The organism is Paraburkholderia sp. EG286B (assembly GCF_040965655.1).
GTDB lineage: Bacteria > Pseudomonadota > Gammaproteobacteria > Burkholderiales > Burkholderiaceae > Paraburkholderia.
Map to the genome: position 1 here is coordinate 84,345 of NZ_JBFRCF010000024.1, position 17,766 is coordinate 102,110.

The 17,766-nt window shown below is 60.6% G+C and carries 16 protein-coding genes and 2 pseudogenes; 16 read left to right on the forward strand and 2 right to left on the reverse strand.

The window, feature by feature from the left end:
* Nucleotides 1-3: 3 nt before the first annotated feature.
* The 8 genes from AB4Y42_RS35840 (at nucleotide 4) to AB4Y42_RS35875 (ending at nucleotide 10,535) form a co-directional block, all read left to right on the forward strand.
* Entirely contained in the window at nucleotides 4-2,949 is a 2,946-nt protein-coding gene (locus AB4Y42_RS35840; protein WP_368696830.1) for a molybdopterin cofactor-binding domain-containing protein, read from the forward strand.
* A gap of 4 nt (nucleotides 2,950-2,953) precedes the next feature.
* A complete protein-coding gene (locus AB4Y42_RS35845) occupies nucleotides 2,954-4,201 on the forward strand; it encodes a CaiB/BaiF CoA transferase family protein (protein WP_368696831.1) in 1,248 nt (415 codons plus the stop codon).
* A 14-nt stretch (nucleotides 4,202-4,215) separates the two neighbouring features.
* Nucleotides 4,216-5,781 (forward strand): alpha/beta fold hydrolase, encoded by a 1,566-nt coding sequence (locus AB4Y42_RS35850; RefSeq protein WP_368696832.1) that lies wholly within the window; start codon nucleotides 4,216-4,218, stop codon nucleotides 5,779-5,781.
* Nucleotides 5,769-6,422: an SRPBCC family protein gene (locus tag AB4Y42_RS35855; RefSeq protein ID WP_368692230.1), complete on the forward strand. Its 654-nt coding sequence runs from the start codon at nucleotides 5,769-5,771 to the stop codon at nucleotides 6,420-6,422. Before AB4Y42_RS35850 ends, AB4Y42_RS35855 begins: the two co-directional genes overlap by 13 nt.
* 151 nt (nucleotides 6,423-6,573) lie before the next feature.
* Nucleotides 6,574-7,860 carry an MFS transporter gene (locus AB4Y42_RS35860; protein ID WP_368696833.1) on the forward strand — a complete coding sequence of 429 codons (1,287 nt, stop codon included), beginning with the start codon at nucleotides 6,574-6,576 and terminating at the stop codon, nucleotides 7,858-7,860.
* A 64-nt stretch (nucleotides 7,861-7,924) separates the two neighbouring features.
* A complete protein-coding gene (locus AB4Y42_RS35865; protein ID WP_368696834.1) occupies nucleotides 7,925-9,070 on the forward strand; it encodes a porin in 1,146 nt (381 codons plus the stop codon).
* A 26-nt stretch (nucleotides 9,071-9,096) separates the two neighbouring features.
* Nucleotides 9,097-9,480, forward strand: a complete 384-nt coding sequence (locus tag AB4Y42_RS35870; RefSeq protein WP_368692227.1) for a BON domain-containing protein — start codon at nucleotides 9,097-9,099, stop codon at nucleotides 9,478-9,480.
* 47 nt (nucleotides 9,481-9,527) lie between these two features.
* The gene (locus tag AB4Y42_RS35875) at nucleotides 9,528-10,535 is read left to right on the forward strand and encodes an XdhC family protein (protein WP_368692226.1); all 1,008 of its coding nucleotides are present in this window, start codon (nucleotides 9,528-9,530) and stop codon (nucleotides 10,533-10,535) included.
* A gap of 163 nt (nucleotides 10,536-10,698) precedes the next feature.
* On the opposite strand, the gene AB4Y42_RS35880 is transcribed toward AB4Y42_RS35875, so the two are convergent.
* A complete protein-coding gene (locus AB4Y42_RS35880) occupies nucleotides 10,699-11,334 on the reverse strand; it encodes a TetR/AcrR family transcriptional regulator (protein WP_368696835.1) in 636 nt (211 codons plus the stop codon).
* Nucleotides 11,335-11,427: 93 nt separating this feature from the next.
* On the opposite strand from AB4Y42_RS35880, the gene AB4Y42_RS35885 reads away from it, so the two are divergent.
* The 8 genes and pseudogenes from AB4Y42_RS35885 to AB4Y42_RS35920 all read left to right on the forward strand — a co-directional run bounded on the left by AB4Y42_RS35885 (nucleotide 11,428) and on the right by AB4Y42_RS35920 (nucleotide 17,084).
* The gene (locus AB4Y42_RS35885) at nucleotides 11,428-12,201 is read left to right on the forward strand and encodes an SDR family oxidoreductase (protein ID WP_368692224.1); all 774 of its coding nucleotides are present in this window, start codon (nucleotides 11,428-11,430) and stop codon (nucleotides 12,199-12,201) included.
* Between the two features lie 237 nt (nucleotides 12,202-12,438).
* Entirely contained in the window at nucleotides 12,439-12,621 is a 183-nt protein-coding gene (locus tag AB4Y42_RS35890) for a hypothetical protein (RefSeq protein WP_368696836.1), read from the forward strand.
* Nucleotides 12,622-12,670: 49 nt separating this feature from the next.
* Nucleotides 12,671-13,354 carry a hypothetical protein gene (locus AB4Y42_RS35895; RefSeq protein WP_368696837.1) on the forward strand — a complete coding sequence of 228 codons (684 nt, stop codon included), beginning with the start codon at nucleotides 12,671-12,673 and terminating at the stop codon, nucleotides 13,352-13,354.
* 11 nt (nucleotides 13,355-13,365) lie between these two features.
* Complete coding sequence (locus AB4Y42_RS35900; protein ID WP_342923770.1) at nucleotides 13,366-13,641, forward strand: hypothetical protein; 276 nt, start codon at nucleotides 13,366-13,368, stop codon at nucleotides 13,639-13,641.
* A gap of 15 nt (nucleotides 13,642-13,656) precedes the next feature.
* The gene (locus AB4Y42_RS35905; RefSeq protein WP_368696838.1) at nucleotides 13,657-13,836 is read left to right on the forward strand and encodes a hypothetical protein; all 180 of its coding nucleotides are present in this window, start codon (nucleotides 13,657-13,659) and stop codon (nucleotides 13,834-13,836) included.
* 284 nt (nucleotides 13,837-14,120) lie between these two features.
* A pseudogene (locus AB4Y42_RS35910) lies at nucleotides 14,121-15,260 on the forward strand (2-isopropylmalate synthase); the annotation flags it as partial.
* 133 nt (nucleotides 15,261-15,393) lie between these two features.
* The gene (locus AB4Y42_RS35915) at nucleotides 15,394-16,488 is read left to right on the forward strand and encodes a branched-chain amino acid aminotransferase (RefSeq protein ID WP_368696839.1); all 1,095 of its coding nucleotides are present in this window, start codon (nucleotides 15,394-15,396) and stop codon (nucleotides 16,486-16,488) included.
* 290 nt (nucleotides 16,489-16,778) lie between these two features.
* Nucleotides 16,779-17,084, forward strand: coding sequence for a hypothetical protein (locus AB4Y42_RS35920; RefSeq protein ID WP_368696840.1), 306 nt, complete (start codon nucleotides 16,779-16,781; stop codon nucleotides 17,082-17,084).
* A 137-nt stretch (nucleotides 17,085-17,221) separates the two neighbouring features.
* Here the strand turns inward: AB4Y42_RS35920 and AB4Y42_RS35925 are convergent.
* Nucleotides 17,222-17,766: pseudogene (locus AB4Y42_RS35925) on the reverse strand (hypothetical protein); the annotation flags it as partial.

A 17,766-nucleotide genomic window follows, 5' to 3' on the forward strand; every position in this document is an offset into this window, starting at 1 on the left:
ATCATGGATCAGAGAATCGAATTCGTAGATCAGGCAAGGATTGCCTTCGAACTGAACGGACAGGCGGTGACCTGCGACATCGACCCCAGAGTGACGCTCGGCGATTTTCTTCGTCACCAGCTTGGCAAGACAGGCACGCATTATGGCTGTGAGCATGGTGTTTGCGGGGCATGCACGGTACTGGTGGATGGACGTTCCATGCGCTCATGCCTTCAGCTCTGTGGCCAGGTCGACGGGCGGAAGGTCACCACCGTAGAGGGGCTGGCGAATTCCGACGGCTCGCTCGGCATCCTGCAGCAGGCGTTTCAGGATCGCCACGCGTTGCAGTGCGGATACTGCACTCCGGGCATGTTGACCACGCTCACGGAGTTTCTGCGGGCCAACCCCGACCCGTCCGAGGCGCAAGTGCGTGATGCGATCAGCGGGAATATCTGCCGCTGCACGGGCTACCAGGCCATAGTCGAAGCGGCGCTGCTCGCTGCAGCGCGAATGCGCGGCGAGCCCGATCCCGCTTTCGGACCGGTTACCGCACACTCGAAGAGCGGCGATGCCCCTTCGGAGTCGGCCGTGGGCGCGCGATATGTCGGCAAACCCGTCAAGCGCACGGAAGACCCCGCGCTGCTCAAAGGCGAGGGGCAATTCGTCGACGATATCCAACTTGCTGGAACGTTGCATTGCTGTTTCGTGCGCTCGTCGCACGCGCACGCCCGCATCAGGCACATCGATACGCAAGCAGCAAAGGCCGTACCGGGCGTGCAGCATGTCTGGACATTCGCCGACCTGGATGAAGCGCTGCGGGGGCCGTTGCCTGTCCTGGCGCCCACGCACATGCTCGATGAGCCGCGCATGTGGTCGCCGCTGGCTGCGGACGAGGTGTGCTACGTCGGCGAGGCGGTTGCTGTTGTCCTTGCCGAAAGCCGGTACATCGCGGAAGACGCCGCTAACCTGGTGCAGATCGACTACGAGGTACTGCCTGTTGCCGGCGACATCAGGAAGATATTCGACCCGGATGCGCCACGGGCTCACAGCGACGTTCCGACAAACCTCCTGCTCGACATGCCGTTTGCTTTCGGCGAAGTCGACTCGGCCTTTGCGAGCGCAGCACACGTGGTCAAGCGCGAGATATTCCATCATCGCGGAACTGCGCACCCGATGGAGTGCCGCGCGACCCTCGCGCGGCTCGATGGCGGCACCGGCGATCTGACCGTCTGGAATTCAGGCCAGGCGCCGCACCTCGAAAGACGTCTTCTCGCGCAAGCGCTCCGCTACGATGAAGCGAAGATCCGGGTCATCATGCCGGACGTCGGAGGGGCGTTCGGTCCCAAGGGTATCGCCTATCCGGAAGAGTTCGTCGTGGCCTCCGCGGCACTCCGCCTGGGTGTGCCGGTCAAGTGGACCGAAGATCGGCGCGAGCACTTCCTGTGCATTACCCAGGAGCGCGATCAATTGTGGGATCTCGAGATGGCGCTCGACCAGGACGGAAAGATCCTCGGCGTGCGCGGTTCCGTGGTCCACGATAACGGTGCGTACGTGCCTTGGGGCATTGTCGTGCCGATCATCGCGGTGACCTCGTCGCTGGGTCCGTATGTCGTCCCCGCATTCGACGTGAAGCTGAAAGTCGCGTGCACGAACATGGTGCCGACCACGCCGGTGCGCGGCGCGGGGCGGCCCAAAGCGGTATTCGCGATGGAGCGGATGCTCGATGCGGCAGCCGACCAGCTCAGCCTCACCCGTCTGGAAATTCGACGCCGCAATTTCGTGCAGCCGGAACAGCTGCCGTACAAAACCGGCCTGATATTCCGTGACGGTTCGCAGATGGTGTATGACTCCGGAGACTATCCGGAGACCCAGGAAAAGGCGGTCGAGCTTGCCGGTCTGGACGCGTTCCGCGCCCGCCAGGAGCACGCGCGTGCGCAGCAACGGTATCTCGGGATCGGCTTTGCCAACTACGTCGAAGGTTGCGGTCTCGGTCCTTATGAAGGAGCGGAAGTCACGTTGCAAAACGACGGACGCATCCACCTGGACGTCGGTGGCGCCGGCGCGCAGGGACAAGGCATGAAAACCATCTTTGCCCAGATAGCGGCCGATCAGCTCGGTGTCGAGATGGATGCCATCACGGTCGTCGTCGGCGATACGGGCAAGCTTGCAATGGGCGTCGGGACATTCGCGAGCCGGATCACCGTCAACGCCGGAAATGCCGTTCACATCGCATGCGGCAAGCTCGCCGGAAAAATCAGGGCGCTGGCTGCGAACGCCCTTCGTGTTCCGCTGGATCAGCTCGAGATCGCGCGCGGAGTCGTATGCGCGCGAGGTCAGCCGGAAAGGGCGTTGCCGCTCGGGAAAATCGCTCAGATGTCCTATGGGATACCTGGGTTCACGCTTCCTGAGGGGCTGGATGCAGGCATGACCGTCACGCATTACTTCTCCCCGAAAGCCAGCGTCTACGCCAACGGAACGGCGTTCGCGGAAGTCGAGGTGGATCTCGGGACGGGCTACGTAAAGGTCTTGCGTTATGGCGTTGCGCACGATTGCGGGAATGTGATCAATCCGATGCTCGTCGAGGGGCAAGTGATTGGCGCGATTTCCCATGGGATCGGCAACACGCTACTCGAGCGCCATGCGTACGACGAGAATGCCCAGCCGCTTGCGACGAATTTCGCCGAGTTTCTGCTGCCGACAGCTCTCGACATGCCATCCCGCATCGCGATGGCGCATCTCGTTTCGCCCTCGCCGAACAACCCGCTTGGCGTCAAAGGCGCAGGGGAGGGCGGGACGATTCCTGCATCCGCGGCGATCGTCAGTGCCATCGAGGATGCGCTGAGCCGTTGGTCTATCCGTTTTGACGAAACCCCCGTGCTGCCTGAAATGATCTTTGAACGTCTGCATGCCGCCGGCGCCTACAGCGACGTCGCCCTCTCACACACCTCGAACGAAGAACTTGCAGGATAACGATATGGACTCTGGAAAAACTGGTCCGCTGAGCGGTGTAAGGGTTCTGGACCTCACGCAGTTCCTGTCGGGCCCTTTCGGAACGCAGATCCTCGGTGACCTCGGCGCCGAGATCATCAAGATCGAGCCGCCGGCGGGTGAACTTTCACGCGGCGTGCCTCCCCATTTCGTAGAGGGAGACAGCGCCTACTATCTCGCGGTCAATCGCAACAAGAAGAGTGTCGTCATCGACCTCAAGACCGCGAGGGGAGCGGAACTCGTTCGGGAGCTGGCGGCGCAATCCGATGTCCTCGTAGAAAACAATCGCCCCGGTGTGATGGAGCGCCTCGGGCTCGGTCAAGCGGCGCTTCGCGCGCACAATCCGCGGCTCGTCTATTGCAGTATCAGCGGCTTCGGACAGACCGGCCCGGACAGGGATCTTCCCGCTTACGACATGATCGTGCAGGCGATGTCGGGGGGCATGAGTCTGACTGGAGAGCCCGGGCAGGCACCCGTTCGCGCTGGTATTCCGATCGGCGACCTTGCGGCCGGCATGTATGGCGTGATGGGCATACTCGCTGCGCTGGTCGAGCGCCAGACTACCGGCGAAGGACGGTTCGTCGATGTGTCGATGCTCGATGCGCAAATCGCCATGCTTTGTTATCAAGGTGCCTATTACCTGCTGTCGGGCGAAGTGCCGGAACCACAGGGACGAGGCCACGATTCGATACCGACATACCGCTCGTTCGAATGTGGCGACGGCGTTTCACTGGTCGTGACCGCCAACACCGAACGTATGTGGGCCGACCTGTGCAAGGCAGTCGGTTTGCCACACCTCGTCCACGACCCGAGATTCAAGGATCCGGCCGAACGCCTCGCAAACAAGGTGGCGCTATGGGAATCACTGGAGGCGCGCTTCCGGTCCGAACCCGCGCAGAGTTGGCTCGATCTGCTGAATTCGGCCTCGATTCCGGCCGCTCTGGTCAAGACAGTGGATAAGGCACTGAACGCCTCGCAAGTCGCGCACAGAGACATGCTCGTCGAGCTTCGCAGCCGAGCGGGATCTCATGTGCGCGTGCCCGGCAATCCAATCAAGCTCGATACTTCGGGTCCTGCCGGTGCGAGTTACCCACCCCATCTGGGGGAGCATACGAACGCCGTGCTTGGCGAGTACATCGGCCTCGATATCGACGAACTGAGGACACTTCAGAACCAGGGGGTTGTTCGGCAGTTCGTACCGGGCATGCCATCACCCGGCGTGAAATCGCGATGAATGTGGAGACCGGAATGCATGAAAATCTTCTGCTGAAGATGAAGGGGCATGTTCTGCATATTGCCCTGAACAGCGCTGACGGCAGGAACGAGCTGGATGACGCCATGTTGCGAGCGCTCACCGAGGTGATCGGCGACCCTCCCGAGAGCACCGTGGCAATCGTGTTGTCCGGGGAGGGCGAGAACTTCTGCACAGGCCGGGCCGCATCGCCGCCGCCGGCACTTGCCCCAATGGAAGATCCACGCCCCGCAATCAAGGAACGGGGGGCGGCGCCTATTCTCGCGCTCTACGAGGCCATCCGTTCGAGTGCGGTACCGGTTGCCTGTTTCGTCAAAGGGCTTGCTTCGGGTTTGGGTTGCGCAATCGTTGCAGCGAGCGATTATGCAGTCGCCGACGTGCGTAGCCAGTTCGAAGCCAACGAACTGGAGAAGCAGTTTGCTCCTGCACTGCTGATGTCCGTGCTCATCGCGCGGGTTCATGTCAAAGCAATTTCGCGCCTGGTTTTGACGGGCCTGCCCATCGACGCGACGACCGCTCTGGAGTATGGGCTGATCGGTGCAGTCGTCGCTCCCTGGGAACTGGACAACGCGCAGGACGAGTTCATCGCGTTCATGAACAGCCGGGCGCCGCAGGCGTTACGCGGAGTCAAGACCTTCTTGCGGGAATCGGCCGGTCCGCATACGCCAACGCTCGCCGCGCTTGCCGCCGATGTTCTGGCGGACTCGATCGCGGCTCGCCTCGAGGCGACAGCGCCGTTCGTGCCGTCCCACGACAAGCGGTTTCTGAGCGTCGACGGCGAGCGCATTGCCTATATCGACATCGGCAACGGGCCCGCGGTCGTTTTGCTCCATAGTCTCGGTACATCGAGCGCGCTGTGGGACGACATCCTGCCCGCACTCACCGCGAAATATCGAGTCGTGGCGATAGATGCCCGAGGTCACGGCGACTCGACGAAGCGAAGCGCGTGGAATGCAGACGCGGTTGCCGGCGACGTCGTCGCGGTGACGGGGGCCATTGGTCTCGACCGTTTTGGCCTGGTGGGCATCTCGATGGGGGGACTCACTGCAATCCGCGTTGCCGCGAAGTTGGGTCGACGCGTGGCTGTCATGGTCTTGTCGAGCGCTTACGCAAGCGTTTCAGGACCGGCCGTAGCCAGGCGGCTCGCAGCAACCGAAGGGATGTTGAAAAAGCTGCCAATGCATCTCTTTGCGCGCATGTACGTGGAGCAGACCCTCCACAGAAACACGGCGTATCCGAAGCGGGAGCGACTTGCCCAGCAGATTGCGGCCATCGCTTCTACCGATTACCTGGAAATATTGCACGCCATTGCCACGGACGATGTGTCCAGTCTGCTGTGCGACATCGAAGTCCCGACGCTCGTGCTCAACGCCGAACTCGACGGGAGTGTACCCAGAGCCGTATCGGCGCGGTTGACGCAAGGAATCCGGGGCGCGGAGGAACGAACGCTGCGCGCTGCCGCGCACCTTGCATGTGTCGACGCGCCCGATGCGTACGCGGAGGTGTTATTGGGCCAGTTTGAGCAATACACGGATGAAGGTGGAGAAGTATGGAAATCGTAAATCGCTTTTCGGTCGACTCGACGATCGAGAGTGCCTGGAACGCACTACTCGACGTACCGCTGGTGGTGTCCTGCTTTCCCGGTGCGACGCTCACGGACACACTCGGCCAGGACTCGTACAAGGGGTTGATTCGCGTCAGGCTGGGTCCAATCGCGATGGAGTTCTCCGGCCTGGTCACCTTGAGCGCCCCGTTGGGCGACGCGTATACGGCGACCGTTGAGGCCATATGGCAGGAGACCAGGAACCGCGGATCGGCCAATACGGTGACCACGTTTTCTCTATCTCGCCTCAGTGACGCCGCCGGCACCCAGGTCGACGTTCGCACCAGTGTGCAGATGGCGGGGCAGGTGGCGCAATACGGCCGCGGGGTTGGAATCATCAACGCCGTATCGGAACAGATGGTCCGTCAATTCGCGGCTAATTTGCTGGAGAAACTTGCGGACCGGCAGACTGAAGCAAGGGTGCCCCGGGTCGACACAGACGCGTTCGCTTCGACAGCCACTGGAGAAAGAGAACCTGTGGCGGCAACACGCCGTGACAACGCTGCGGGCTCGACGAACGAGATTTCCGTGCTCGGCTTGCTGTGGAAAACGCTGGTTTCGAAGTGCAGGCAGTGGTTTGCCAGGCCGCGTTCGTCATAGTTTTCCTGGTTGAGGTTTTTGTTCAGTCTGGTCAGGTCGTGGCAAACGGCAGCCGCTTCTACTGAGCCTTGTCATGCCCGATATGCGATGCCATCGAAGTGTCGGGAAGTGCTTTTCCAATCATAAGTTGTGCAAAGCAGGAGATGGGAAGATGGAAACGAAATCGACTCCTTTTGAGTCGACAGAACATGGGAGCAATGTCGGCGCTTCTGTCGTGGGCAAGGCCGCGTGGATCGTGCTTGCGTCCGCGTTTGTGGGGTGGATGTTCGATGCGATGGATCTCTACCTGTTCACCATGATCATGGTTCCGGCCCTTCACGACCTGCTCGGGGCCTCACAAGGCAGCGTCATGCGGATTGGCGGGCTCATTGTCGGCGCGAAGCTGCTTTGCTGGGGCATCGGTGGCATTCTGTTCGGTATCGTGGCAGACCGGTTCGGACGAGCTCGAGTGATGCTCGGCACGATGCTGATTTACTCGGTATTCACGGCAGCCGGTGCCTTCGCGCGAGACTGGTATCAGCTGCTCGTGTTTCAGATGCTGGCGGGCTTCGGAATCGGAGGGGAGTGGGCCGCCGGGGCCGCGCTCGTCGTGGAGACCTGGCCGGAAAAGCACAGGGCGAAGGCCGTTCAGGTGATGCAGGTTGCCAATGTGGCAGGGCTGGTTGCCGCCTCCGCGCTTGCGATCCTGCTTTCCGGCGCTGGATGGCGTTGGGTGCTTGGCGTGGGGGCGGCACCGGCACTCGCAAGCCTTGGCCTGCGTTTCATCACACCGGAATCGGCGCGTTGGGAGCAGTCACGTGCGGCCGCAATGCGTCACGCAGGTCCAAAAATGGGCTCGATATCGGAGATATTTGGCAGCCCGTTGCGCCGTCGAACCCTGGTCGGAACGCTCATTGCCTCGGCAATGATGATCGGTGGCTGGGGGGCATCCATCCTCTTTCCCACCTTGCTGAGAGAGTTCTTCCCATTCGCCGGCAACGCGGAATTCACGCGACAGACGGGCATCGCTTTCATGGCGACCAATGCCGGTGCGGCACTTGGATATGCCTCGATTCTGCTCCTCGTCAGTCTGATACCGCGTGTTTCCAGACGGATCGTCTACGCGGTGTTTTGTGCCGGCGCCTGGATTGCAGTCGTTGCCCTTTTTGGAGGGGCGAAAACACTGGGGACGTTTTACTTCGCGATGCTTGGATTCGGGTTTTTCGCAATGGGCGGATTTGGCATCGTCGCTCTGTACCTGACTGAGCTTTTTCCACTCCATGTTCGCGCCACAGGACAAGGCTTCGCCTGGAATATGGCACGTCTCTTTACCGCGCTTGGACCGTTGCTCGTGTCGCTTGCATCGGCGCATCTGGGATTCCGTGTGGTGGGAATCACTCTCGCCACCGTATTCGGAATGGGATTGGCCGCGGTATTTTTCGGGCCGGAAACTGCCTGAAAGGACGACGCGGAAGTTCGCAGCGCGGCACGCATCCGCCAAAAAATATGACATTGGAGACAGCATGAAAATGAATGTGATCGTCGCCTCGACGCTCTCTGCGTGGACGGTCGCGGCACACGCGCAATCGTCGGTGACGCTGTATGGCGCCGTCGATACGGGATTGCTGTATCAAAGCGCGAATGCGCCGAATTTCCAGTCGAAAGTGAATCTCGGGCACGTGTACGCACTCAAGGACGCGGGTATTTTCACCAGTTTCTGGGGGCTCAAGGGCGTTGAAGACATTGGCGGTGGTTACAAGGTCAACTTCAGGCTCCAGGGAGCATTCACCAGTACCAACGGGAAGTTCGGACTGTCCGACACACCGGGCGTCAGCGCAATCTTCAACCAGCAAGCGACGATAGGCATCTCCGGTCCTTTCGGCTCGATCGATGCGGGCCGTCAGTTCGTGCCGATGATATTTGCGATGGCCGACACCGACGTACGTGGCGCGCAATTCTTCGGCAGTATCCTCACCGCATGGCTTGGCATGAATCAGGCTGCAGGCTGGCAGGGCACCAGTACAAACGGAGCGATCGGTGCGTTGTACGACTCTAACGCGATTGTTTACCAGTCGCCGAAATTTCACGGTCTATCGCTGGGACTCGAATACGCGCCGGGTGGCGTCGCCGGTCAATTCCAGGGGGGCACGCGCGAATCGGCAGTGCTCAGGTATTCGAACTACGGTCTGAATCTTTCGGCTGCCTACTACAACGGCCACGACAGCAATCCGTTCACGACGACAGCGGCCGGCACGATCGTCACGGCGCCGCCCACCGGGCTCGATAACAACCGCTTTTACTATGTCGGCGCGATGTATACGTTCCACGACCTGTCGGTGTCGACGTCATACAGCATCGGCAGGAATCCAGCGAAAAGTGGTCAAGACGACTTCGAGATGATTTCCGGGGGACTCGGCTACAAGTTCACTCCTTTTCTCAAGGTTACCTCGGGCTTCTATTACCTGAAGGATCGCAACGTTTCAGCCAATCAATCGGATTTGTACGCGGTGGGTGCCGAATACAGCTTGTCCAGGACAACCATCACCTACATACAGATTGGCCACGTCAATAACCGCGGCAGGATGAGCCAGACAATCGCCTATGCCGCGCCGGTTCCCGAGGGTACCTCAAGCACCGCGGCGATGATCGGCATTCGCCACGTCTTCTGATCTCACCCCGCGCACTGGAGCATTCGATGAAGACAAGCAGGGCACTCAAGATCGCTGTTGGAATACTGGTCGGATCAGCATCCATTCACGTCTGGGCGCAGGCCGGCGAGAGCGAAGCGCGCAGCGCGTCAAAGGGCACAGTGGCCGAAGCGTCCGGGGACATGGGCGCGAAGAGCAATCGAAAGGATAATTTTGCACTGCGCCGCAAGGTCTACGCGGCGATCGCGAAGCACAAGGAGATCAACGCCGGCGACATCAGCGTGGTCGTGAAGCGTGGCTCGGTGACGCTCGACGGGACCGTGGCGGACGCCTCCCAGATTGGCGAGGCGACGGAGATCACGAAAAGCGTTGCGGGCGTGACGTCCGTGACCAACCGGCTGACGGTCAAAGAGCCGTTCGGCAGTCAGTAGGGGCGCGTGCGTGACGGTGCTTGAGCAGGTACTGAAGGAACATGAGCATGAACAGTGTTGATTTCGAGGTGCTGGAAACAACGATGCGCTGGCTCGATGCAGGTCATCGGATGCTGCTTGTGACGGTTGTGAAAACGTGGGGTTCGTCACCTCGCCCGGAGGGGGCGATGCTGGTCCTGCGCGCCGACGGTCACGTGGTGGGCTCGATTTCGGGCGGCTGCATCGAAGATGACCTCATCGACCAGGTGCGTCGGCACGGCGTCGCGCAAAGGACCCCGGAAGTGGTCGAATATGGCATTAGCGCCGAGGAGGCACGCCGTTTTGGGCTGCCTTGCGGAGGTACGATGCAACTCGTGCTCGAGCCGATTACGCGGCAAAGCGGCATTCAGGCCTTGCACGAAGCGCTCAGTCGCGGCGAACTGGTGGCGCGCACGCTAGACATGTCAACGGGTGCAGCCACACTCGGGCCAGCGAGGACGACTGACGGTGTGTACTTCAACGAGACGCGTTTGACGACGATTCACGGGCCACGCTACCGTATGCTCGTGATTGGCGCGGGACAGCTATCGCGCTACTTGTGCCAGGTCGCGACAGGGCTCGATTATCAGGTGGTGGTGTGCGACCCGCGCGAGGAGTACGTGTACACATGGGATGTACCCGGCACGAAACTCGTGCGCACCATGCCCGACGATACGGTCCTGGATATGAGACTCGACGAACGCAGTGCACTCATTACACTCACGCACGATCCTAAACTGGACGATCTTGCGCTGATGGAAGCGCTGAAGACACCCGCGTTCTATGTCGGCGCGCTAGGCTCGCGGCGCAATAATGCTGCTCGGCGGGAGCGGCTTAAAGAGTTCGATCTGAGGGACGCAGAACTCGCACGGTTGCGCGGTCCGGCCGGGGTCTATATCGGCAGCCGCACGCCGCCCGAAATTGCGATATCGATTCTCGCAGAAGTGACGGCCGCGAAGAATAATGTGTTGCTACCGGCAATCCTCCGGGTCGAGCGTGGGAAGACGGCAAGGAGATCACGACTGGCACACCAATAACTGCGCTGGATCTCGCTGACGAGCGCCTGTCGATTTGGTAGTCTGTGAGACGACCTGGTTTCGCCGGAGCAACAGAGCGCCACCGGTGTCGCGATGTCGCCCGCCTCCGGGTGGCCGAATCCCATAGTTACCGCCGTGTCCTGTTTGGTGATAACCGGTTCGCTCACGAAACCGGCTTCTGGCGATGAACTGAGGGCGATGGCCACGCCGACAACGCAATATCAGCCAGCCGCTGCAAAGCTTCCCTGCATGCCCCGTCACACGCTTGCGCCGACATGCCTTGCACCACTGCGCCATAAAAGCGTGCGAGCGCATCGGTGTCGGTATCGGGGGCAAGCTCGCCCTCAGCGACGGCACGGTCGAAGCGCGCCTTGATGGTCTGCAGCCCGAATTCCCGCCTTGCGGCGACCGTCTGGGCGACAGACTCGCACTTTTCGGCGTGTTGGAGAACAGCAGTCGAAACCATGCAGCCGCGCGGCCTTCCCGCGGCGGTAAAGCGCGTCGCCGCATCGTGCAGGTAGAACGCTATTGCATCGTGGGCCGGCATCTTTCCACCTAGCGCTTCCAGCGCCGCTTTGTTTTCACGCTCGCTGATATGGTCGAGCGCCTGTCTGTAAAGGTCTTCCTTGGAGCCGTATGTTGCGTAGAGGGATGGCGGCGGGATACCCATGGCCTCGGTCAGATCGGCGATCGAGGTACCCTCGTATCCATGCTCCCAGAACAGCCGGGCGGCGACGTCGAGTCCCACGTCGCGGTCCAGCAACCTCGGCCTGCCGCGTTTCCGGGCGGGTTCGCTCATTTTTATATCGAGTCCTATAAAAATCGTTGACAAGCATGTTTCGACGTTAATATTATAGCGATCACTACTAATTCAGTCAGGAAGGAGTGGTCGATGTCTGCAAAACTTTCAAACAAGGTGGCCCTTATTACGGGAGGCTCGCGTGGCATCGGGCGTGCTGTCGCGCTGGCATTTGCGAGAGAAGGGGCTGCGCTCATCGGCGTGCACTACGGCACCAATCGGGATGCGGCGAACGCCACCATCCGTGAAATCGAAGCGCTCGGATCGAAAGCGGTCGCTATCGAAGCGGACCTGAATCGCGGGAAGGAAGCAACGGACAGTATCTGGGATCAGTTCAAGGCAGCCGCGATCGGCGCCATAGGCGAACCCCGGCTAGACATTCTCGTCAACAACGCTGGCGTGGCACCGGCCATCCCCCTGTCTCAGACGAGTGAATCAGTATTCGACGAGGTCCTGACGATCAACTTCAAGGCACCGTTCTTCCTGATTCAGGCTATTGCAGATCACATCCGCGACAATGGACGAATTATCAACGTTTCGACGGGTTTTACGCGTGTCGCGGCTCCAACGCATCCCGCTTATGCCGCGTCGAAAGGTGCCATTGAAACGCTGACGCTGGCGCTTGCCCCCGAGTTCGGTCCTCGTGGTATCACGGTGAATGCGGTCATGCCGGGCGTGACGGAGACCGACATGAATGCGGCGTGGATCAAGGTACCGGAGGCACGTGCCGGCGCAGAGGCCATGTCGGTGTTCTCGCGAGTGGGTCAACCTGTCGATGTGGCTGACGTCGTCACCTTCCTCGCGTCGAATGAGGCACGCTGGACGACGGGGCAGGTGATCGACGCGACGGGCGGTGCGCGGCTCTAAGCATTCCGCTCCCCTGATAAAAAGGCTGCACCAGGATAAACCGGACAAGAAGGGGCGGGCGTATCCGTTAGGTGTACTTTTAATGGGAAGAATGGTACGCCTCGCATGCATCCGCATGCTGCTACCGAAAGCAAAGCATTTTGGTGGTCCGCATGCGGCGACTGCATCGTAAAAGCCGGTTCGCGCGCGTCCTGTTCGGGGCTGTGAAATATTTCGCGCACTGCGGAGGTGATCAACATGAAAACTTCCCGCTTGCTGCTCGCCGGCGCCGCGGTCTTTGCGGCGGGAGCCGCTCTGCAATTCGTGTGGGCGCTCCTGCAACCGGAGTCTTATCGTCAGTTCGCCGACGAGCGTTCCCTGGGCACGCTGCCCAATGCATCGGACGTACCGTCACGCGCCACCCGCTCGAGCAAACCGTGACGGCGCATCTGCCTCAACGTACACATACATCTTTTCTGTCGATTGAGTCATGCCGATCGGGTTGCCGGCGGTCGAACCTGATATGCACCCGGCATTGAAAACGCACATCCTCGCTGAATCGCGCGTAACGCGGGATGCGCAACGACTTGATGTGACCGGGTTCGATGTCTACGACACCGTACGAAGCGCAGCGCGAGGATCGCGAGTACTCTTTCATCAAGCTTCACGGCAATGCTGCGGAATGGCCGAAAGCCGACTCAGGTTCATAGCTGGTAGTTCGCTCAGCCCGATCACGCCGGCGCCGTTCATCGGCGGCCGGCCGGGGAACATGACTTCCATGGAGCATGTGATGGCAATCAGACCACGTTGGAAAACGCTGTTGTCTCTAATATTCCTGTCGCTGGCAATGATGGGGAGTGTCGCGCGAGCGCAAGGCATTCCCATCGTCACCGGACAGCAATGGATGGCGTCAACGGATGCGGAGAAGAAAGCCTATCTCGTCGGCATTGCGAATCTGCTGGATATTGAGCGTGCCTATGCCTATGCCGGCAATACGGTAAACAGCAACGATATCGCGCAACGCTTCGGCAAAGGCATGCAGGGCCAGACGCTCGACAGCGTACGCCAGGGTCTGGACAGCTACTACACGGCGAACCCCACAATGATCCAGCATCCGGTGATCGAGACCCTTTGGTTCCAGATGGTCGTACCGGGCCAGAACAAGAGTCAATGAGGGCGAAGATCATGAAACGACTGGGATGGATCGCAAGCATCGTCGGGCTCATTGCCATGACAGGTTGCACGAATATGACCCCGCGCGAGCAGGGCGCCGTGAGCGGTGCGGCGCTTGGCGCCGGTGCGGGCGCGGGCATCGCGGCGATCGCCGGTGGCAACGCGTGGACAGGTGCGCTCATCGGCGGCGCTGCGGGTGCGGTGGCAGGCGACATACACGGTGCCCGTCAGCCAACCTGGCAGCAGCCGCCATGGCAGCAACCAGGCTGGCAGCAGCCACGCTGGTAGCGGGCCGCGCGCACGGTGTTCTATGAGACCGCGCTGAAGCTGGCCATGGGCTGGAGCGACGAACACCCGCACCGGTTGATCATCCGCGGATGGCGTTACGGTGGACATCGCGACGGTCCGTTCCAATTCTTCGACGGCCCAGACACCCAGTCGCTGGTGGCGTTTGGCCTGCACGAGCATGAGCGCTTTCGTTAGTCGAGTACTGTTTTGGCTGCACGTGTGACATTGCCGCGCGAGTGGTTTCTCGAGATGATCCGCAAGCGGGCAAGCGCTGCGCGGGACCGGTGAGCGTTGTGTTGCCTTGCACGTTGGCCGTGCGACTGGATCCTCAAAGTCGCGGGTTGACCCCAGGTTCACCTGAAATATCGTTGGCTATAATCGCGAACGGTCGGGCGCTGTGATCCAGCGTTCCGGCAAGCGGGAAAGGTTACCCCCCATTCCCTCATCGATGCAGTTGCCGATCGCTACAGGAGACTGGCATGGCAGAACAACTCATCATTTTCGATACCACCTTGCGGGATGGAGAGCAGTCGCCGGGTGCGTCGATGACAAAAGAAGAAAAACTCCGCATTGCGAGGCAACTCGAGCGTATGCGGGTCGACGTGATCGAAGCGGGCTTCGCAGCGAGCTCCGAGGGCGATTTCCAGGCAGTGCGCGCAATCGCAAGCGAAGTGAAAGACAGCATTATCTGTTCTCTCGCACGCGCGAACGAGCGTGATATTTCACGTGCGGCCGAAGCGCTGCAGCCAGCCAGTCGTTTTCGCATCCATACCTTTCTCGCGACATCGCCGCTGCACATGGAGAAAAAGCTCCGTATGTCGCCCGACCAGGTGTACGAGCAGGCGCGTCGCGCCGTGCGTCAGGCGCGCAGTTTCACCGATGACGTCGAGTTCTCGCCAGAAGACGCTAGTCGCTCAGACATGGACTTTCTCTGCCGGGTGCTGGAGGGTGTGATTGCCGAAGGCGCGACTACGATCAACGTACCCGATACCGTTGGCTATGCCATGCCAGACGGTTATGCAGCGCTGATCCGCGAACTGCGCGAGCGCATTCCAAATTCGGACCGGGCGGTTTTTTCGGTGCACTGTCACGATGATCTTGGCCTCGCCGTGGCGAACTCGCTAGCCGCGGTCAAATCGGGCGGCGCAAGGCAGATCGAGTGCACGATCAACGGACTGGGCGAACGGGCAGGGAATACGGCGCTCGAGGAAGTCGTCATGGCAGTCAAGACCCGGAGAGATCATTTCGACCTCGACGTGCGCGTCGATACGAGCCAGATCGTCGCCGCTTCACAGCTGGTCTCGGAGATTACTGGATTTGCAGTGCAGCCCAACAAGGCGGTCGTTGGCGCTAACGCATTCGCTCATGCGTCCGGCATCCACCAGGACGGTGTGCTCAAAGCGCGCGATACGTACGAAATCATGCGGGCGGAAGACGTAGGCTGGAGCGCAAACAGGATCGTGCTCGGGAAGCTTTCTGGTCGAACCGCCTTCAAACAGCGCCTGCGTGAGCTTGGCGTCATGATGGACAGCGATGCAGAATTGAATGCAGCGTTCGCGCGCTTCAAGGCTCTCGCCGATCGTGAGGCCATCGTTTCCGATGTCGCGCTGCTTGCCCTGGCACGTCCGGGCGAGGGCGTGAATTCCGGTAGCGCGCATCGATAACGGTCAGCGACCAAGGCTTTCACGTCACAGACCGCCGGACTGCAGGAACCCTGCGACCGCGTTATTTTCGTCATTGCTCGAAGAAACCATGAATACTGAAACAACTGTCCAGTTTGCTATTTCGCCCAGCACGACACCTACCCCACGCGATGAGATCACCGCGAGCATTGCCAACCCGGTATTCGGTCGCGTGTTCACCGATCACATGGCGACTGTCCGATGGACCAATACCCTTGGCTGGCACGGTGCGAAAGTTGAGCCGCGCCGGCCGTTTCAGATTGACCCCGCCTGTGCTGTCCTGCACTACGCGCAGGAGATTTTTGAGGGCATGAAAGCCTATCGCGGCGACGACGGCTCGATCTCGCTTTTCAGGCCTTACGAGAATGCCAGGCGGTTTCGCGCGTCGGCAGCGCGCATGTCCATGGCGGAACTCCCCGAAACACTCTTTGCCGGCGCAGTGGATGCGCTCGTGAAGATCGATCGGGACTGGGTTCCTGGCGGCGATGGCAGTTTGTACCTTCGGCCTTTCATGTTTGCAACGGAGAGTTTTCTCGGGGTGCGCGCCGCCAACGAGTATCTGTTCTGTGTTATCGCTTCGCCCGTTGGGCCGTATTTCAAGGCGGGTAAGACAGCGGTCACTGTTTGGGTGTCCGACCAATACACCCGAGCGGCACCAGGTGGAACAGGCGCGGCCAAGTGCGGCGGAAATTATGCCGCCAGCCTGATTGCGCAAACCGAGGCGGCAGCGAAAGGCTGCGACCAGGTCGTGTTCCTCGACGCTGCGGAACACAAATGGATCGAAGAACTGGGCGGCATGAACGTGTTCTTCGTGATGGACGACGGCTCCCTGCGTACCCCTCCGCTGTCGGGCACCATCTTGCCCGGTATTACGCGTGCTTCCATTATTGAGCTGGCCAGACAGGAAGGCATCACAGTCTCCGAAGAGCCTTATGCATTTGCATCGTGGCAAGCCGATGCGATCAGCGGTCGCGTCAAGGAGGCCTTCGCCTGTGGTACGGCGGCGGTTGTGACGGCCATCGGAGAAGTTCGTCACGCGGCGGGCGAATTCAAGATCGGCGATGGTGGCGAAGGACCTGTCACACAACGAATTCGCACTACGCTCACCGGTATTCAGCGCGGCAAAATTGCTGACCCATTCGGCTGGATCCACAAGGTGTCTTAAGCGATTTTCCTGGGACATGTGTGTAGGCATGCGAACCATCTCTCGCGGTTTGACGCCTGTGCCGACGACAGGGCCAATCCAACCCACTCAACACTGACGATCGATCGCGCGCACGCCCTGCGCGCTTCGATGCGCTCTTCCTTTCCCGGCCGCCTGGCCGCCCCCCCGGCGTGTACCGACGGTTTTGACGCGCCAATGTTCAGATCAATCTGCTGCAAAGTGGCAATCGTCGATGGCCACAACGAAAACAGGCGTTTCCGACTCGTTGACACAGCGACTTTGCGCCTAAGATGAATTTCGATGCGCACAAGCTGGTGCAGGCCCCCAATTGGCGGGAGCCAGAACGCAGCGCGCGGATCGACGCCAACAAGTGTTTTCATCAAGGGTGCGAGCGTGCGTGCGGCGGGCGCCTGTCGTGCGACAGCAATGACGCACGGGTGCGCGACGGAGATCATTGCGCTGGCGACGTCTGGCCGGGCTGGCTGGTCGGCCTCGCTTCGCCATGGTTGCAGCAGTCTGCCAGCTTGCCAGCGCTCAAAAACACGACATCTGTATTTAGCAGAAACACGACATTTCTATTTAGGACCTACACCTAATCTCGTGGCCAGATAGAAGTGTCCGGTTTCCGGCTCATTAGAAATGTCCGGTTTTTAAAGGGTTTTCTGTCTTTCTGGTGTTAAGCCTCCAGCGTGTTGAAGGGGCAGGTGTGAAGCAGCAGGGCACTTAAGTTCGTTCAGCGAACTGTTGCAGACCGCTTGCCTGGTTTACCGGACTGGATGGTTTGCGTTTTACGTTGCGTCACGGCCACGATTGCTGCGTCCATGTCCGCTTGCGTGAACTCGCGCGACTTCTTCGTGCCCGGAACACGTTCGGCCCTGCGTACCTCGATGCCGCGGTTCGTGCGTGAGGGCGAGCCCGAGGCCCGCCGGCCATCGCGCTGCGCCTGCAGCGCCTGCGCCACCTGCAGCGCGTGGGTCAGCCGCTTGTGCTCAATGACCGCGCCCTGATCCACCTCGGTGAGCCGGTCATACTCGCGGTATGGCAGCACACGAGCGTCGGCCCGCAGCTCGATACGCCCGTCCGGGTACTCCCACACCTCGATGTAGCGGTGCACCAGCTTGCGGTTCTGCGGCGTGTCGTCCAGCAGGTACGTAAGCGGCTCAGCTGGGCCGTTCGTCCATTCGCGTGCGCGTAAGGCAATATGGTGACTGGAACTGCCAGTCAGGTAGAGGGATCTGGCGGACTGCCTGGTGTGTGCAGCTTGTCGGCCACACGCCA

What these genes read in the sequence shown, in the direction of transcription:
- AB4Y42_RS35840 (WP_368696830.1), top strand. Translation starts at nt 4, where the DNA reads ATGGATCAGAGAATCGAATTCGTAGATCAGGCAAGGATTGCCTTCGAA.
- AB4Y42_RS35845 (WP_368696831.1), top strand. Translation starts at nt 2,954, where the DNA reads ATGGACTCTGGAAAAACTGGTCCGCTGAGCGGTGTAAGGGTTCTGGAC.
- AB4Y42_RS35850 (WP_368696832.1), top strand. Translation starts at nt 4,216, where the DNA reads ATGCATGAAAATCTTCTGCTGAAGATGAAGGGGCATGTTCTGCATATT.
- AB4Y42_RS35855 (WP_368692230.1), top strand. Translation starts at nt 5,769, where the DNA reads ATGGAAATCGTAAATCGCTTTTCGGTCGACTCGACGATCGAGAGTGCC.
- AB4Y42_RS35860 (WP_368696833.1), top strand. Translation starts at nt 6,574, where the DNA reads ATGGAAACGAAATCGACTCCTTTTGAGTCGACAGAACATGGGAGCAAT.
- AB4Y42_RS35865 (WP_368696834.1), top strand. Translation starts at nt 7,925, where the DNA reads ATGAAAATGAATGTGATCGTCGCCTCGACGCTCTCTGCGTGGACGGTC.
- AB4Y42_RS35870 (WP_368692227.1), top strand. Translation starts at nt 9,097, where the DNA reads ATGAAGACAAGCAGGGCACTCAAGATCGCTGTTGGAATACTGGTCGGA.
- AB4Y42_RS35875 (WP_368692226.1), top strand. Translation starts at nt 9,528, where the DNA reads ATGAACAGTGTTGATTTCGAGGTGCTGGAAACAACGATGCGCTGGCTC.
- AB4Y42_RS35880 (WP_368696835.1), bottom strand. Translation starts at nt 11,334, where the DNA reads ATGAGCGAACCCGCCCGGAAACGCGGCAGGCCGAGGTTGCTGGACCGC.
- AB4Y42_RS35885 (WP_368692224.1), top strand. Translation starts at nt 11,428, where the DNA reads ATGTCTGCAAAACTTTCAAACAAGGTGGCCCTTATTACGGGAGGCTCG.
- AB4Y42_RS35890 (WP_368696836.1), top strand. Translation starts at nt 12,439, where the DNA reads ATGAAAACTTCCCGCTTGCTGCTCGCCGGCGCCGCGGTCTTTGCGGCG.
- AB4Y42_RS35895 (WP_368696837.1), top strand. Translation starts at nt 12,671, where the DNA reads ATGCCGATCGGGTTGCCGGCGGTCGAACCTGATATGCACCCGGCATTG.
- AB4Y42_RS35900 (WP_342923770.1), top strand. Translation starts at nt 13,366, where the DNA reads ATGAAACGACTGGGATGGATCGCAAGCATCGTCGGGCTCATTGCCATG.
- AB4Y42_RS35915 (WP_368696839.1), top strand. Translation starts at nt 15,394, where the DNA reads ATGAATACTGAAACAACTGTCCAGTTTGCTATTTCGCCCAGCACGACA.
- AB4Y42_RS35920 (WP_368696840.1), top strand. Translation starts at nt 16,779, where the DNA reads ATGAATTTCGATGCGCACAAGCTGGTGCAGGCCCCCAATTGGCGGGAG.